This window comes from Streptomyces umbrinus (assembly GCF_030817415.1).
GTDB lineage: Bacteria > Actinomycetota > Actinomycetes > Streptomycetales > Streptomycetaceae > Streptomyces > Streptomyces umbrinus_A.
The window spans coordinates 9,331,440-9,346,827 of the sequence record NZ_JAUSZI010000002.1 but is presented as its reverse complement, the minus strand read 5'-3'; the positions used below and the strand labels follow the sequence as shown (position 1 = coordinate 9,346,827).

The following is a 15,388-nucleotide window of genomic DNA, read 5'->3' as shown; positions in this document are numbered from 1 at the left end:
AGCCGAGAGCCATAAGGTATTGCCGAGAACCATTGCTTGGGAAGGGGGCACGGCCAGATGTCGCAGCCGGATCCAGACGAACTGAACGACCGGCTGACGCCGGTGCTGCGCCCGGTGCGCGCGGGCAACGGCTTCGAGGAGGCCCTGGAGCAGATCCTCCAGGTCGTCCGGCTCGGCCTGGTCCCCGGGGGTGAACGACTGCCCGCGGAACGGGAGTTGGCGGACCGGCTCGGGATCAGCCGGGTGACGCTGCGCGAGGTTCTGAAGGTCCTCCAGGACCAGGGTCTGGTCGAGTCGAGACGCGGTCGCTACGGCGGCACGTTCGTCCTCCCCCGAACCGACGCCCCCGGCGAGGCGGAGCTGCGCCGCCGGATCGACGAGGTCGACATAGAGGACGTGCTGCGCTTCCGCGAGGTCCTGGAGGTGGGCGCGGCGGGCCTCTGCGCCGCACACGGCCTGTCCCCCGCCCAGTCGGCCCGCCTGCGCGAGGCTCTGGCCCGCACCCAGGACGCCCCTCTGGCGGACTACCGCCGCCTGGACACCCTCCTGCACCTCACCCTCGCCGAGCTGTGCGGTTCACCGACGCTCACCGCCCAGTACGCGGCCGTGCGCGCCAGCGTGAACGACCTGCTCGACTGCATCCCCCTCCTGGTCCGGAACCTGGAGCACTCACAGCGCCAGCACGAGGCACTGGTCGAGGCGGTGCTGGACGGGGACGCCGACGGAGCCCGGGAAATGATGCGCGAACACTGCGCGGGCACGGCGGCACTCCTGCGCGGCTTCCTGGCATAGGAACGTGTGCGAGGCGGTCTCGGACAAGATCCGATCAAGCCACCCCTGTAAAGGTATGGGGTCGGTCTATTAGCCTCCTCCCGAGGGGCGCACGAGAAACAGGGAGCGTGGGGATGGCAGGCAGACCGCTCATCGGAGTCAGCACATACCTGGAGACCGCACGCTGGGGCGTATGGGAACTGGAGGCGGCACTGCTGCCGGCCGGCTACCCGCGCCTGGTCCAGTCGGCGGGCGGCCTGGCGGCGATGCTGCCACCGGACGAACCCACCCGTGCCGCCGAGACCGTGGCCCGACTCGACGGCCTGGTGATCGCGGGCGGCCCCGACGTGGACCCGTCCCGCTACGGTGCCGCCCGCGACCCACGATGCGGCCCCGAGGCCCGCGCCCGCGACACCTGGGAACTCGCCCTGATCGACGCCGCGTTGACCTCCGGCACACCCCTCCTCGGAATCTGCCGCGGAATGCAACTCCTGAACGTGGCGCTCGGCGGAACCCTCGTCCAGCACATCGACGACCACATCGAATCCGTAGGAGTCTTCGGCCACCACACGGTGAAGCCGGTCCCGGGCTCCCTCTACGCCACCCTGGTCCCCGAGGAAACCTCCGTACCGACCTACCACCATCAGTCGGTGGACCGCCTGGGCACGGACCTCACCCCCTCCGCCCACGCGGCGGACGGCACGGTCGAGGCCCTCGAACTCCCCGGCCCCGGCTGGGTGTTGGGCGTCCAGTGGCACCCCGAGATGGGCGAGGACCCTCGAGTCATGGCAGGCCTGACCCAGGCCGCTTCCTGAGCCATTCGAGGGCTGCGTCGCCCTGGGCCCGCTGGAACGCGCGGAGTGTGGGCAGGCCGGGCGGCGCGGGCCGCCGCGACTGCCGGACGAAGTATCCCGCAAGCGCGGCCAAGGTTGCCGTCACCCCGGCCGGGTCCGCCGCCCTCCCCAACGGGTGCTCGGTGAACAGCACTTCGGGATCGGGGCCGCCCTGTACGCGGACGCACGGCAGCATGACCAGGAGGTCGAACCAGGGGGCGGCCAGCTGGGCGTGCGGCCAGTCGACGAAGAGCACACGATGCGGTGCGTTCTCCGGGGCCGTGAGGAGGATGTTGTCGGCGCGGAGGTCGCCATGGGCGAGGGTGTCGCCCGAGGCGAACTCGGCCCAGGGTGCGGCGAGTTCGGCGAGCGCGCGAAGATTCCGTACGGTCCAGGGGTCGAGGCCCTCGCCCCTGTCTCCGGCTCCGTGTCCCTCGTCCAGCATCTTCTGCCAGCCTCGGAAGGCGCGCGAGAGGGCTTTTCCGACCGGCGGGACGTCCACGGGGGACGGCGTGAGCGTGCGGCTGAGCTCCCCCACGGCGTCGAGAACGCGCGCCAACTCACGCTCGTCCCAAGGCACATGAGGCTGACGCCCGTCGATGTCCTCGAAAACGAGCGCCACCCAGTTCCCGTCGTCGTGCATTCCGAGAAGTCTCGGTGCGGGGGTCTCGGCCGGCAGGGCGGCGGAGTTCCGCGCTTCGCGTCGGTGCATGTCCGGGCTGTCCGGGTTCCCTTCGGCGCTGACGGCCTTGACGAATGCCCGTCGGCCGTCCGCGGTCCTCACCCGGGCGGCCGGTCCCGGCGAGAATCCTCCGGTCTGCGTGACCGCTTCCACGACGGGGCCGCCGAGCAGGTCCGCGACGGCTTGCCTCACCGGCTCGGGGATCGCTCCCCACGGGGTGCGGACGCCTGTCGCCGGCGGTGCGCTCATCGTCATGCCCAGCATCGTCCGTCGGCGGCGCGCTCCGCCGCCACCACATTTCCCACCGCGGGTGCCACGGGGGCGCTGCCCGGGTGGGGTGCGGCGCCTCGGGTGGAATGTCATGTACGGGCAGGTGGGGGCGGGTCGCGCCCCGCGGCGGAGCCGCAAATGTCGCAGCCCCGCGCCCCTACGACCGCGTCAGCGTCAGCAAGTCCCGCGCCGGTCCCGTAGGCCGATGCCCCACAGGCCAGACAGCCCGCAGATCGCGGCTCAGCCGGATCCCCTCCACCGGAATCTCGACGAGCCGACGAGCGGACAGCTCCTCTCCGAGCGCCAGCTCGCTGAGAACCGCCGGTCCCGCCCCCGAAGCCGCAGACGCCTTTACCGCCGTCGTGGACGAGAGCTCGATCAGAGGGCGGGCCAGCCCGCCGAGCGCCGCGTCCAGCACCTGCCGCGTCCCCGACCCCTCCTCCCGCAGAATCAACGGCGCCCCTGCCAACTCCCTCGCGTCGAGCGCCCGCCGCCTCCGCGCCCACGCGTGCCCGGGCGCGGTCACCACGATCAGCCGGTCGTGGGCGATCACCACGGAGTCCAGCCCGCTCGGCACGGACACGCCCTCCACGAAGCCGAGGTCCGCCTCACCGGAGAGCACCCGCTCGGCGACCACCGTCGAGTTCCCGGCGATCAGGGACACCGCGGTGTCCGGCCGCTGCGCGCGCAGCGCGAGCAACCACCCGGGCAGCAGGTACTCGGCGATCGTCATGCTCGCCGCGACCCGCAGCCGGGAGTCCCGCCGGTCCCGCAACGCCTGCGCCCCCGCGTCGAAGGCCTCCGCGGCCTCGACCACCCGCCGGGCCCAGTCCGTCACCAGCGCCCCCGCGTCGGTGAGCCGCGACCCGGTGGGCGAGCGGTCGACCAGGGCGACCCCCAGCTGCCTTTCCATGGACCGGATCCGGCTGCTGGCGGCCGGCTGCGTGATCCCGACCTCCCGGGCGGCCCGCCCCAGACTCCCGAGCCGCGCCACGGCGAGCAGCAGCTCCAGCGCACCCAGATCGGGGACCCGATGCGACAGCCCACCCACCGGTATGGACGCCGTCTCGCGAACCCCCTGGTCACCCGTCCCGTCATCCCGACTCATAAGCCCACCTTATGTCCTCATAGACCGGTACTCCCTGGTGAGCCGCCCCCCGCCGAGGCACGGTGAACTCATGGCCACAGCCCACCCGCTCACCGCCACCACGGACAACACCAGCCATGCCAACCCGAGCCGCCCCACAAGGGCGAACGCGGAGGCAGAGGCAAAGTCATCCCCCTTCCGCCACCTCGGCCCGAACTGGTACGCCCCGGTGATGGGCACGGCGATCGTGGCCACCGCAGGCGCGGGCCTCCCCTTCGACGTCCCGGGCCTCCGCACGTTCTGCGCAACGGTCTGGGCCCTGTCCCTGACCATGCTCATCGCCCTGCTGGCCGCCCGGACGGTCCACTGGACGCACCACAGGGACCAGGCACGCGCCCATCTCCTGGACCCGTCGATGGCGCCCTTCTACGGCTGCCTCTCCATGGCCCTGCTGGCCGTGGGCGGCGGCGCGCTGGTGGTCGGGCGGGACTGGATCGGCACCCGGCCGGCGGTCGCCCTGGACGTCGTGCTCTTCTCCACGGGCACGCTGATCGGCCTGGCGGCGGCGGTGGCCGTCCCGTACCTGATGGTCGTGCGCCACCGGGTCGACCCGTCCCAGGCCACCCCGGTGTGGCTGCTCCCCCTCGTCGCACCGATGGTCTCCGCGGCGCTCGGCCCCCTGCTCGTACCGCATCTCCCGGCCGGCCAGGCCCGCGAGACGCTGCTGCTCGCCTGCGTCGCGATGTTCGGCCTCAGTCTGCTGGCCACGCTCGTGATGCTGCCGATGATCTTCGCCCGCCTCGTCACGGGTGGCCCGCTGCCACTGGCGCTCACCCCGACCCTGTTCCTGGTCCTGGGCCCGCTGGGCCAGTCCACGACGGCCGTCGACAAGTTCGCCGTCGCCGCCCCGGGTGTGGTGCCCGCCCCGTACGACCAGGGATTCGGGATCCTGCCGGTGCTCTACGGCGTACCGGTGATGGGTTTCGCTCTGCTCTGGCTGGCGCTGGCCACCGCCCTGGTGCTGCGGGCCCGCCGCCGGGGCATGGTCTTCGGCATGACCTGGTGGGCGTTCACCTTCCCGGTCGGTACGTGTGTCACGGGCGCCGAGGGGCTCGCCCGGCACACCGGACTCGTCGTCTACGACGGGCTCACGGTCGCCCTCTACGCCCTGCTTCTCGCGGCCTGGGCGGTGGCCGCCGTCCACACGGCCCGCGGCCTGGTCAGCGGACGGCTGCTCGCAGCGCCTCGCCGAGCACTCGCGGTGCCTGCGCCAACGACGGCCCGTACCACGTGAGATGGCGGCCGCCGACCAGTGCGCAGGGCAGCCCAGGGAACGCCTCCGGGCCGTCGTCGCTCGTGAAGCGGTACGGCTCGTCGGGCAGCACGACCAGGTCGAGGCCGGCGGCGCGCAGTTCCTCGACGGGGACGCGCGGATAGCGTTCGGCGTGGCTCGCGTACGCGTTGTCGACGCCCAGCCGCGCCAGCACGTCCCCTGCGAACGTGTCCCGCCCGACCACCATCCAGGGCCGCCGCCAGATCGGTACGGCGGCGCGCAGGCGCCTCTCCGGGCGGGGCGGGTCCAGCCAGGCCTCCTCGGCCTCGTCCAGCCACCGCGGCCGCGTCGGCAGTCCGCATGCGCGGACCACCCGGTCCAGTTCCCGAAAGGCCCGCGGCACGTCCCGTACCTCGGTGACGAGCACGTCGAGTCCCGCCTGCCGCAGGGCGGTCAGGTCGGGCTCGCGGTTCTCCTCCTCGTTGGCGATCACCAGGTCGGGCGCGAGGGCGACGATCCGCTCGACGTCCGGGTTCTTGGTGCCCTTGACGCGTACGACGTCGAGGCCGGCCGGATGGCTGCACCAGTCGGTCGCCCCGACCAGGACGCCCGGCGCGGACACGGCGACGGCCTCGGTGAGCGACGGAACGAGTGACACCACTCTCATGGCCGAGTACTCCGGATGACGGTCATCGGCGTGGATCGTCCTCCACGGCCTCGATGTGGTCCGCGACCGCGACGATGAGCACGCGTGTGTCCGCGTCGGTCGCCCGCCACCGGTGCCGTACGCCGCCCGTCAGGTGCAGCGTGTCGCCGCGGCCCAGTCGGTACGCCCGGCCCTCGGCCTCGACCTCGACGGCGCCGTCGGCCACGTACATCAACTCGTCGTTGCGGTGCTGGAATTCGCGGCCGGCGTCGTGGTCGCCGGAGAACTCCATGGCGTGCAACTGGTGGTGACCGCGCACCAGGGGGCGCACTCGGGGCTCGTGGGTGAACTCGGAGTCGTCCGCGCGCACCACGTCGACGCTGCGCGCCGGGTCGGCGGCGGCGAGGAGTTCGACACACGTGGTGTGCAGGGCGTCCGCGACCCGCTGGAGGGAACGCATGCTGGGCCGCGCCCGCTCGTTCTCGACCTGGCTCAGGAACGGCACCGACAGGCCGCTGCGCTCGGCGACGACGGCGAGGGTGAGCTCCAGTGCCCGGCGCCGCCGCCTGACGGCCGCGCCCACTCGAAGGGTCTCCTTGTTTTCGTCCATCGCCTCGGCCCCCCCTGTGCGTCGTCGGTGCGCTGCTCGGTGCATGCGTGCGTGTGATGCGGTGCGGTGGCGGCACGTTCGTTGTACGTACACGCCAATTTCTCGCGAGTTCCTGATGTCTTGTCTGCACCCTACGGGTGTTCGGCAAACCGTTTCATGCGCCCGTCACATCGCGGTAAACATCGCCGCACCGATCGCGTGACCGACCGCCACGGTTCGCGCCGGTGGGAGAGCCGGCGCGGTTGTTGGGGGGCGGGGACAGTGCCGGAAAGGCGGCGGGGCCCTTGCCCGGGTCGTATGCACAGGTAACGCCGCGAGGGGTGGGCAGCGCCGTACGGCGCTGCCCACCCCTCGCGGAGGCCCCTACTGGAGACGTGTCTCTACTGCGGAGTCATCCGTTCCACCATGTCCGGGTGCTCCTTCAGCCACGCGGAGACGGCTTCCTCCTCCTGGCCCTGGCCGCGGTCCTTGATCTCGCTCTCCAGGCTGCCGAGCTCGTCCTCGCTCATCTTGAAGTTCTTGATCCACTTCGTGAGCTGCGGGTACTGCTCCGGGAACTTCTTGCTGGAGATGGTCCGGATCGTGTTGCCCTCGCCGAACGTCTTCTTCGGGTCCGCGAGCTTCGTCAGCTCGTACTCGCTGTAGGCCCAGTGCGGCGACCAGAGCGTGACGGCGACGGGCTCCTTCTTGGCGTACGCGCGCTTCAGCTCGGCCAGCATCGCGGGCGTGGAGCCGTCGACGATCTCGTACTCCTTGTCCAGGCCGTAGCCGGGCAGGACCTTCGTCTTGGCGAGGTTCATCTCGCCGGTGCCCGGTTCGATGCCGATGATCTTCCCGTTGAAGAGATCGCCCTTGCCCTTGAGGTCGGCGAGGGACTTGACGTCCTTCACGTACGAGGGCACCGCGATCTCCAGGGAGGTCGGCTCGTACCAGGTGCCGAGGTCCCGCAGGTTGTTCTTGTGCTTGTCCCAGTAGTTCGCCTGCGCGTACGGCAGCCAGGCGTCGAAGTTGAGATCGATGTCGCCGGTGGCCAGACCGGTGTAGACCGGGCCGACGTCCATCTGCTTCAGGTTCAGCTTGTAGCCGCGACGGGCCAGGACGTCCTTCCACAGGTAGGTGACGGCGACGTCCTCGTCCCAGGGGAACCAGGCGACGTCGACCGTGCGCTTCGCCTCGGCCGGGGTGCCGGAGGAGGACTTCTCGACCGGGGCCAGCTTGTCGACGACACCGGGGTTGCTCTTCAGCCAGGTGCGCACGGCGTCCTGCTGCTTGCCCTTGCCGGCCTTGTTGATGTCCGCCTCAAGGCTGGTGAGCTGCTTCTCGGTCATCTTGAAGCTCTTGAGCCACTTGGCGACGACCGGATTGTCCTGGGCGAAGCCCTTGCGGGAGAGCGTGTGCACGCCGTCGCCCTTGCCCCAGGCGACCTTGGGGTCCTTGAGCTTCTTCAGCTTGTACTCGCTGTACGCCCAGTGCGGCGACCAGAGCGTGCCGACGAACGGCTCCTTCTTGGCGTACGCGCGCTTCAGCTCGGCCAGCATGGCGGGCGTGGAGCTGTCGACGACCTTGTACTCCTTGTCGAGCCCGTACTCCTTGAGGACCTTGGTCTTGAGCAGGCCCATCATTCCGGCGCTGGACTCGATGCCGGTGATCTTGCCGTCGAACTCGCCCGCCTTGCCCTTGAGGTCCTCCAGGGAGTCGATGCCCTTCATGTAGGCGGGCACGCTCAGCTCCAGGGACGTCGGGCCGTACCAGGAGCCCAGGTCGTCGAGCTGCTTGCCGTACTTCTTCCAGTACTGCTCGTGGGTGGTCGGCAGCCAGGAGTCGGTCTGGAAGTCGATGTCCCCCTGGGCGAGCGAGGTGTAGAGCGGGCCTGCGTCGAACTGCTTGGTCTCGACCTCGAAGCCGCGCTGCTCCAGGATCTCCTTCCAGAGGAAGGTGGAGGCGACGCCCTCGTCCCAGGGGATGTAGCCGATGCTGACCTTCTTGCCCTGGCCGACGTTCCCGCCGTCGGACGCGGTGGGCTCGCTGTCGCTGGAGCCGAAGATGCCCATGCCGCCCGCGACGAGCGCGAGCACGACGACGCCGATGACGGCCACGGAGGGCTGAGGCCGGTAGGACCAGATCTTCAGGCCCTGTGCGGCACGCAGCTTGGCGGCGGTGCGGCGGCCGAGCGGCGAGACCTGGGTGCCCAGGGCGCTGGTCATGCGGTCCAGGTAGATGGCGAGGATGACGATGGCTATGCCCGCCTCGGCGCCGAGGCCGACGTTGAGCTGGCCGATCGCCTCGTTGACGTCGCCGCCGAGGCCGCCGGTGCCGACCATGCCGGCGATGGCGGCCATGGACAGGCCCAGCATGATGACCTGGTTGACACCGGCCATGACGGTGGGCAGCGCCAGCGGCAGCTGGACGCGCAGCAGGATGTTGCGGGGGGTGGTGCCGAACGCGTCGGCGGCCTCGACCAGTTCCTTGTCGACCTGGCGGATGCCCAGTTCCGTCATACGGACGCCGGGTGCCAGGGCGAAGATCAGGGTGGCCACGATGCCCGCGGGTCCGCCGGTGCCGAAGAACAGGATCGCCGGGATGAGGTAGATCATCGCGGGCATCGTCTGCATGAGGTCGAGCACGGGGCGGACGATGCCGCTGACGCGGTCCGAGCGTGCCGCCCAGATGCCGACGGGCACGGATATGACGAGCGCGATGATCGTCGCCACGAGGACCAGCGACAGGGTCACCATCGCGTTCTCCCACAGTTCGAGGGAGTCGATGAAGGCGAATCCCACGAAGGCGAGGACACCGGCGGACGTGCCGCGCAGCCAGAAGGCGATGACCGCGAAGATGCCCGCGAGGAGAAGGGGTTCGGGCGCCTGCAGGACGTCGTTGATGACGTCGTAGGTGCCCTGGAAGACGGTCTTCAGGAAGTCGAAGAGCCACGCCATGTGGTTGAGCAGCCAGTCGACCGTGTCGTTGACCCAGTCGCCGAAGGGGATCCTAGGCACCGGCCTTCACCGCCTTGACGGTCTTGTCGCGCGGTGTGTCGCAGGGCACGGGTTCGCCCTGTTCGTCGCCGAGGAAGCCGACGAGCCGCTGCCGGGGAACGACACCGAGCAGCTTGCCCTTCTTGTCGACGACCGCCACGGCGTGCGTCAGCCGCGCGCTGATGGCGCACAGCTCGCCGAACGACGAGTCGGGCCTGGCGGTCTCACAGCCGCAGTCGGCCTCGTCGCCGCGCAGCTCCGTGTCCATGACGGAGGACGCTGTGAGGACCCGGGAGCGGTCGACGTCCTTGGTGAAGGAGGCGACGTAGTCGTTCGCGGGGCGGACGAGGATGTCCTCGGCGGTGCCGATCTGGACGATGCGGCCGTCGCGCATGACGGCGATGCGGTCGCCCAGGCGCATGGCCTCGTTCAGGTCGTGGGTGATGAAGACGATGGTCTTCTTGAGCTTCTTCTGCAGCTCGATCAGCTGGTCCTGCATGTCGCGGCGGATCAGCGGGTCGAGCGCGCTGAAGGACTCGTCCATCAGCAGCAGGTCGGCGTCGGTGGCGAGCGCCCGGGCGAGGCCCACGCGCTGCTGCATACCGCCGGACAGCTCGTCGGGCCAGGACGTCTCCCAGCCGGCGAGGCCGGCCAGCACCAGGGCCTTGGTGGCCCGCTCCTCGCGCTCGGCGCGCGGCACGCCCTGCACCTCCAGGCCGTACGCGGCGTTCTCCAGGACGCTGCGGTGCGGGAAGAGCGCGAAGTGCTGGAAGACCATGCTGACCTTCTTGGAGCGGACCTCGCGCATCTCACGGTCGTTGAGCGCGGTCAGATCCTGCCCGTCGAAGACCACGCGTCCCGCGGTCGGCTCCAGGAGTCCGTTGAGCATGCGCAGCAAGGTGGACTTGCCGGATCCCGACAGGCCCATGACGACGAATATCTCGCCCGGTTCGACCGTGAACGACGCGTCGATCACCGCGGCCGTGGTGCCGTCGGCACGCAGTTCCTCACGGTCGGCTCCCCCGCGCAGTCGCTCGACCGCCTCGCCGGGTCGTCTGCCGAACACTTTGTAGAGCTGTTCCGCCTGCAGCCTTGATGACACAAGTACCTCTCGGGTCGAACGAAGACGGCCCGCCTCCCCCGCCGGCGGGCCGTGGAGCGACGCGGGTTCCGCCCGCTCGTCCGGTGCGCATATGTCAGATGTGGTTGAAAATGCGACCGGGTTCGCTCCGGATCGACGCCTGCCCCCGCCCGGATGGCGCAAACGCGACCGTGTCCCAGTTCACAAGGCGTTTACACCCGGACAGTGCGGGCACTCGCTTTCGTCCACTCTCCGCGCCGACTGGTGACTACCGGTGACTGTCAGTGGCGTACGGCATGATGCGAGGCGTGACGCAGCAGACGCAGCAGCCCCGGCGAACCATGCTCCTCGACACCGCCTCCCTGTACTTCCGGGCCTATTTCGGGGTCCCGGATTCCGTGCGGGCCCCGGACGGCACACCGGTGAACGCCGTGCGGGGCCTGCTCGAATTCATCGACCGGCTGGTGAAGGACCATCGCCCGGACGACCTGGTCGCGTGCATGGACGCGGACTGGCGGCCCCAGTGGCGGGTCGACCTGATCCCCTCCTACAAGGCGCATCGCGTCGCCCAGGAGACCGAGACCGGCCCGGACGAGGAGGAGGTGCCCGACACGCTCTCGCCCCAGGTGCCGGTCATCGAGGCGGTCCTGGACGCGCTGGGCATCGCACGCGTGGGCGTCGAGGGGTACGAGGCGGACGACGTGATCGGGACATTCGCCGGCCGCGCCACGGGCCCGGTCGACATCGTCACCGGCGACCGCGACCTGTACCAACTGGTCGACGACAAGCGGGAGGTGCGCGTGCTGTACCCGCTCAAGGGCGTCGGCATGCTCCAGCTCACGGACGAGGCCTGGCTGCGCGAGAAGTACGGCGTCGACGGCGCGGGGTACGCGGATCTGGCGCTGCTGCGCGGCGACCCGAGCGACGGCCTGCCGGGCGTGCCGGGCATCGGCGAGAAGACGGCCGCCAAGCTGCTGGCCGAGTTCGGCGACCTGGCCGGGATCATGGCGGCGGTCGACGACCCGAAGGCCAAACTCACACCGTCCCAGCGCAAGCGTCTCGACGAGTCCCGGCCGTACGTCGCCGTCGCACCCAAGGTCGTGCAGGTGGCCGGAGACGTACCCTTGCCGGACGTGACCACCGCGCTGCCCCACACGCCGCGCGATCCGGCAGCTCTGGAGGAGCTCGCGACACGCTGGGGCCTGGGTGGTTCGCTGGCGCGCCTGCTGACGACACTCCACAGGTGAAGCAGCAATTCGATTCCCACGGAACGGTAATCGGGTTCTCAAGAAGGGGGCGCCAGTGGGCGGTGAGGTGCTAACTTAGGTAAGCCTAAGCGAACTTCGGGAGGCTGTCATGGCAGAGCGTCCGGCACGGAGGGCCCCCAAGCCCCACGCCGCGAGCGTGATCCGCACGGAGCGACTCACGCCGCATATGCAGCGCGTGGTCCTCGGCGGCGACGGCCTCGCCGAATTCACCGCGGGCACGAGCACCGACCACTACGTCAAGCTGCTGTTCGGGGCCGAGGGCGTGACCTATCCGGAGCCCTTCGACATCGCCCGGATCCGCGAGGAGTTCCCGCGCGACCAGTGGCCCGTGACGCGCACGTACACGGTGCGCGCCTGGGACCCCGAACTGCACGAGCTGACACTCGACTTCGTGATCCACGGCGACGAGGGTCTCGCCGGGCCGTGGGCAACACGCGTCCAGGCCGGCGAGATCGTCCGGTTCCTCGGCCCCGGCGGGGCGTACGCCCCCGACGCCGAGGCGGACTGGCATCTGCTGGCCGGTGACGAGAGCGCACTGCCCGCGATCGCCGCCTCGCTGGAGGCGATGCCCGACGGTGCGCGGGTGCACGCCTTCGTGGAGGTCTCGGGGCCCGAGGAGGAGCAGAAGATCGACTCCGACGTGGAGGTCGTCTGGCTCCACCGCGGCGACCGGCCGATCGGTGAGGCGCTGGTCGAGGCCGTGCGGGGCCTTTCGTTCCCCGAGGGCCGGGTGCACGCGTTCGTGCACGGTGAGGCCGCGTTCGTGAAGGAGCTTCGTCGGCTGCTCCGTGTCGAGCACGAGGTCGCCCGTGAGGATCTGTCGATCTCCGGGTACTGGCGGCTGGGGCACAACGAGGACGGGTGGCAGGCCGCGAAGCGGGACTGGAACGCGCAGGTTGAGGCGGAGCAGGAGGCTCCGCCGGTTGCCTAGGTTCTGCCCCGGGTTCGTTGTCGTCTGCGGGTTCGTTGTGGCTTGTCGCGCAGTTCCCCGCGCCCCTGAAGGGGCGCGGCTACAGAGCGCCCCCCCAAGGGGCTATACCGAGCGCTGGTACGACCTGAACGTGCGGATCGACAGCCAGACCGCTGTTACCGCCAGGGCCAGGAGTGCGCCGCCCCTCGTCAGTACGCCGCTCCAGTCCGGGTTGTCCGACATTGCCGAACGGCCTGCCACCATCGCCCAGTTGAGTGGGTTGTAGTCGGCGATGGTGCGCATCCAGCCGGGCATCCGGGACGGGGCCATGAAGGCGGAGGAGAGGAAGGTCAGCGGCAGCAGCAGGAAGGTGTTGATGCCGATGATCGACTCCCGCTGGCGCACCAGCATGCCGAGCGCGTTCGAGAACGCGCCGAAGACCGTGCCGAGAAGTGAGGCCGCGACGACGAGCACGAGCAGGCCCGCGGCCCCGCCGGGATAGTCCGCGCCGCCGAGCTTGCCGAGCAGGATGATCAGCAAGGACTGCACGGCCGTGGTGAGCGCCTGCTGCACGACGTTGGCGTTCATCAGGGCGCCGCGGCCGACCGGAGTGGTCAGGAACCGGTTGAGCGTGCCGCGCTCGATCTCCTCCAATGTGCCCATGCCCGCCCACATGTTGGAGCTGAGCGCGCTCATCACGACGATGCCCGGGACGAGGTAGTCGAGATAGCTGGTCGTGCCGAAGCCGCCGAGCTCGACGACCTCCTTGAAGAGGTTGCCGAACAGGAAGAGCCAGATCGCGGGCTGGATCAGCATCATCACGACGTACGCGGGCTGGCGCAGTACCGCGGTCAGTTGGCGCTGTGTCATGTACCAGGTCTGGGTGAGGGCGTCGGTGCTCATCGGGTGCCTCCCGTGAGGGCGAGGTCGTCGGTTCCCCCGGCCGTGACCGCTGCCGCGGCCTCGGCTTCGGAGTAACGGCGGCCCGCGTAGCGCAGATAGACGTCGTCGAGCGACGGGCGGGCGACGGTGGCGGCGCTGACGGCGACCCCGGCGCGTTCCAGGGCGGCGAGCAGGGCGGGCACGGCCGCGGCCCCGTCCTCGGCGCGGACGCTGATGCGGCGTCCGTCGAGGAGTGCCTCGTACACGCCGGGCAGGGCGGTGAGGGTGCCCGTCAGGAGCGTACGGCCGGCCTCGCCGACCGGGTGGCGCAGTTCCACATGGACGGCGTCGCCGCGGAGTTCGCCCTTGAGGGCATCCGGGGTGCCCTCGACGACGACACGGCCGCGGTCGACGATCGCGATGTGCCCGGCGAGGCGGTCGGCCTCTTCGAGGTAGTGCGTGGTGAGCAGGATGGTCAGACCCTCGTCGCCTGCGAGGCGGGCGATCTCGTCCCACATCGCGGTGCGCGCCTCCGGGTCGAGGCCTGTCGTCGGCTCGTCGAGGAAGAGGACCTCGGGCCGGTGGACGAGGCCGAGAGCGACGTCGAGACGGCGCTGCATGCCTCCGGAGTAGCCCTTGACCTGACGGCCGGCCGCGTCCGCGAGATGGAAGCGGGCCAGCAGCTCGTCCACCCGCCGGCGGAGGTCCGCGCCCTTCAATCCGTAGAGCCTGCCCTGGAGTTGGAGGTTCTCGCGGCCGGTGGCCACCGGGTCGGCGCCGGACTTCTGGGCGACCACGCCGATCGCGCGGCGCACCCGGTCCGGGTGGCGCAGGACGTCGTGGCCCGCGACCGTGGCGGTGCCCGAGTCGGGGCGGGCGAGGGTGGTGAGGATCTTGACGGTGGTGGACTTGCCGGCGCCGTTCGGGCCGAGGAGTCCGAAGACGGTGCCTGCCTCGACGGTGAGGTCCATGCCGCTGAGGGCGGTGACATCACCGGGGTAGGTCTTGATCAGCTGACGCGCCTGCACTGCGGGCGCACGGGTGCTCATGACGACTGCTCTCCTGGGTGAGCGGATGACGGCTGATCCGCGTGAAGAGCGCCGGGCTATCCTGGGTGTGCCGCACCTCGATCGCCTGGCCTGCCTCACCGCGGAGTCGGCTCGGGGTTCGAGACCCTGGCGGAGCTGGTGCAACAGCTCTGCCGGGGTCTGTTCTTCTTGTTCCTGCCTCACTCCTTGTCGAAGTGATTCACTCCTTGTCGAAGTGGCGGGCCTCCAACTCCTCGAACTCCGGCGGCACTTCCCCGGTCTCGTGGAAGCTCCGCCACTCCTTGATCCCGTCGAGCGCGCCGGACCGGAGCTCCCGCAGAAATCCGCGGACCCACTCGGCCTGCGCCTCGACCATGTGCAGCTGGTACTCGCTCTCGACGAGGAAGATCCGCGGCAGCGTCTCGTACAGCTTCGTGAGGCCGCCGCGAGCACTGGCCGCCTGCACTTCCAGCACCTTGAGCCGCTCGGTCAGCAGACGCGCCACCTCGTCGGGGTGGATCACCGCCATCAGCGAGAGGGCGGCCTCGAAGATCGGGAACTCACGTGCCGGGACGGAGAGCAGGTCCGACAGCCACTCCGTCGCCTCCTCGCGCCCGGCGTCCGTGATGCCGTAGAGGGTGCGCTCGGGGCGGTTGCCCTGCCGCTGCACCTCGGCGACCTCGACGAATCCGTACTTCTCCAGGTTCTGCACGACCGTGTAGAGCGAGCCGTAGTTGATCTTCAGGCTCGTGTCCTTGCCGCGGCTGCGCAGGGTCTGGGCGATCTCGTACGGATGCATCGGCCGCTCGGTGAGAAGCACCATGACGGCCAGCGCCAGGGGGTTGCCGAGCTTGCGGCGTCTGGTCGCCACCGGGATCACCCACCAATATCCTCGTACCCGAATATCCGTGGCCGAACATATCGCGTCTCTACGGCGAACGTCAATACACACGATGTATCGCGATTCAGGGTGCGATGCAAGGGCGTGAGGACTTAGGCCCGGCCTCGACATGGCCGCGTCACGCGGGCGAAACAGGCTCTCCCTAATTTCTGTCACCCGACAGGAATTCCG

The 15,388-nt window shown here is 70.1% G+C and carries 14 protein-coding genes; 5 read left to right on the top strand and 9 right to left on the bottom strand.

The genetic code is table 11. The annotated features are described in order from the left end of the window. Positions 1 to 57 precede the first annotated feature (57 nt). Positions 58 to 792, top strand: coding sequence for a FadR/GntR family transcriptional regulator (locus tag QF035_RS41250; protein ID WP_307526448.1), 735 nt, complete (start codon positions 58 to 60; stop codon positions 790 to 792). A 113-nt stretch (positions 793 to 905) separates the two neighbouring features. Further along, entirely contained in the window at positions 906 to 1,586 is a 681-nt protein-coding gene (locus QF035_RS41245) for a gamma-glutamyl-gamma-aminobutyrate hydrolase family protein (RefSeq protein WP_307526446.1), read from the top strand. Here QF035_RS41245 and QF035_RS41240 read toward each other — a convergent pair. Together QF035_RS41240 and QF035_RS41235 are read right to left on the bottom strand one after the other, a co-directional pair. Next, positions 1,555 to 2,541, bottom strand: a complete 987-nt coding sequence (locus QF035_RS41240; RefSeq protein ID WP_307526444.1) for a phosphotransferase family protein — start codon at positions 2,539 to 2,541, stop codon at positions 1,555 to 1,557. The genes QF035_RS41245 and QF035_RS41240 overlap by 32 nt on opposite strands. A gap of 172 nt (positions 2,542 to 2,713) precedes the next feature. Next, a complete protein-coding gene (locus tag QF035_RS41235) occupies positions 2,714 to 3,664 on the bottom strand; it encodes a LysR family transcriptional regulator (RefSeq protein ID WP_307526442.1) in 951 nt (316 codons plus the stop codon). A gap of 70 nt (positions 3,665 to 3,734) precedes the next feature. Here QF035_RS41235 and QF035_RS41230 point away from each other — a divergent pair, with 70 nt between their 5' ends. After that, positions 3,735 to 4,937, top strand: coding sequence for a TDT family transporter (locus QF035_RS41230; RefSeq protein WP_307526441.1), 1,203 nt, complete (start codon positions 3,735 to 3,737; stop codon positions 4,935 to 4,937). Here QF035_RS41230 and QF035_RS41225 read toward each other — a convergent pair. The 4 genes from QF035_RS41225 to QF035_RS41210 form a co-directional block, all read right to left on the bottom strand. Continuing rightward, on the bottom strand, positions 4,864 to 5,583 hold the full coding sequence (locus QF035_RS41225; RefSeq protein WP_307526440.1) for a helical backbone metal receptor: 720 nt from the start codon (positions 5,581 to 5,583) through the stop codon (positions 4,864 to 4,866). The genes QF035_RS41230 and QF035_RS41225 overlap by 74 nt on opposite strands. 22 nt (positions 5,584 to 5,605) lie before the next feature. After that, positions 5,606 to 6,172, bottom strand: a complete 567-nt coding sequence (locus QF035_RS41220) for a helix-turn-helix domain-containing protein (RefSeq protein ID WP_143635589.1) — start codon at positions 6,170 to 6,172, stop codon at positions 5,606 to 5,608. A gap of 380 nt (positions 6,173 to 6,552) precedes the next feature. Continuing rightward, the gene (locus tag QF035_RS41215) at positions 6,553 to 9,168 is read right to left on the bottom strand and encodes an ABC transporter permease/substrate binding protein (RefSeq protein WP_307526439.1); all 2,616 of its coding nucleotides are present in this window, start codon (positions 9,166 to 9,168) and stop codon (positions 6,553 to 6,555) included. Continuing rightward, positions 9,161 to 10,249 (bottom strand): quaternary amine ABC transporter ATP-binding protein, encoded by a 1,089-nt coding sequence (locus QF035_RS41210; RefSeq protein WP_307526438.1) that lies wholly within the window; start codon positions 10,247 to 10,249, stop codon positions 9,161 to 9,163. The genes QF035_RS41215 and QF035_RS41210 overlap by 8 nt, the downstream gene beginning before the upstream one ends. 278 nt (positions 10,250 to 10,527) lie before the next feature. On the opposite strand from QF035_RS41210, the gene QF035_RS41205 reads away from it, so the two are divergent. Both QF035_RS41205 and QF035_RS41200 read left to right on the top strand, forming a co-directional pair. After that, positions 10,528 to 11,475 carry a 5'-3' exonuclease gene (locus QF035_RS41205; protein WP_307531802.1) on the top strand — a complete coding sequence of 316 codons (948 nt, stop codon included), beginning with the start codon at positions 10,528 to 10,530 and terminating at the stop codon, positions 11,473 to 11,475. A gap of 109 nt (positions 11,476 to 11,584) precedes the next feature. Continuing rightward, positions 11,585 to 12,427, top strand: a complete 843-nt coding sequence (locus QF035_RS41200) for a siderophore-interacting protein (protein ID WP_189839982.1) — start codon at positions 11,585 to 11,587, stop codon at positions 12,425 to 12,427. A gap of 102 nt (positions 12,428 to 12,529) precedes the next feature. Here QF035_RS41200 and QF035_RS41195 read toward each other — a convergent pair whose 3' ends face one another. The 3 genes from QF035_RS41195 to QF035_RS41185 all read right to left on the bottom strand — a co-directional run bounded on the left by QF035_RS41195 (position 12,530) and on the right by QF035_RS41185 (position 15,187). Next, positions 12,530 to 13,309: an ABC transporter permease gene (locus tag QF035_RS41195; RefSeq protein ID WP_307526435.1), complete on the bottom strand. Its 780-nt coding sequence runs from the start codon at positions 13,307 to 13,309 to the stop codon at positions 12,530 to 12,532. Further along, on the bottom strand, positions 13,306 to 14,337 hold the full coding sequence (locus QF035_RS41190; RefSeq protein WP_307526433.1) for an ATP-binding cassette domain-containing protein: 1,032 nt from the start codon (positions 14,335 to 14,337) through the stop codon (positions 13,306 to 13,308). Before QF035_RS41190 ends, QF035_RS41195 begins: the two co-directional genes overlap by 4 nt. A gap of 199 nt (positions 14,338 to 14,536) precedes the next feature. Then, on the bottom strand, positions 14,537 to 15,187 hold the full coding sequence (locus QF035_RS41185) for a PadR family transcriptional regulator (protein WP_307526431.1): 651 nt from the start codon (positions 15,185 to 15,187) through the stop codon (positions 14,537 to 14,539). Positions 15,188 to 15,388: the final 201 nt, after the last annotated feature.

Bases quoted from the DNA above. Each gene is read 5' to 3' on its own strand.
- QF035_RS41225 (WP_307526440.1), bottom strand. From the start codon at position 5,583: ATGAGAGTGGTGTCACTCGTTCCGTCGCTCACCGAGGCCGTCGCCGTG.
- QF035_RS41235 (WP_307526442.1), bottom strand. From the start codon at position 3,664: ATGAGTCGGGATGACGGGACGGGTGACCAGGGGGTTCGCGAGACGGCG.
- QF035_RS41220 (WP_143635589.1), bottom strand. From the start codon at position 6,172: ATGGACGAAAACAAGGAGACCCTTCGAGTGGGCGCGGCCGTCAGGCGG.
- QF035_RS41190 (WP_307526433.1), bottom strand. From the start codon at position 14,337: ATGAGCACCCGTGCGCCCGCAGTGCAGGCGCGTCAGCTGATCAAGACC.
- QF035_RS41195 (WP_307526435.1), bottom strand. From the start codon at position 13,309: ATGAGCACCGACGCCCTCACCCAGACCTGGTACATGACACAGCGCCAA.
- QF035_RS41205 (WP_307531802.1), top strand. From the start codon at position 10,528: ATGCGAGGCGTGACGCAGCAGACGCAGCAGCCCCGGCGAACCATGCTC.
- QF035_RS41250 (WP_307526448.1), top strand. From the start codon at position 58: ATGTCGCAGCCGGATCCAGACGAACTGAACGACCGGCTGACGCCGGTG.
- QF035_RS41230 (WP_307526441.1), top strand. From the start codon at position 3,735: ATGGCCACAGCCCACCCGCTCACCGCCACCACGGACAACACCAGCCAT.
- QF035_RS41240 (WP_307526444.1), bottom strand. From the start codon at position 2,541: ATGACGATGAGCGCACCGCCGGCGACAGGCGTCCGCACCCCGTGGGGA.
- QF035_RS41200 (WP_189839982.1), top strand. From the start codon at position 11,585: ATGGCAGAGCGTCCGGCACGGAGGGCCCCCAAGCCCCACGCCGCGAGC.
- QF035_RS41245 (WP_307526446.1), top strand. From the start codon at position 906: ATGGCAGGCAGACCGCTCATCGGAGTCAGCACATACCTGGAGACCGCA.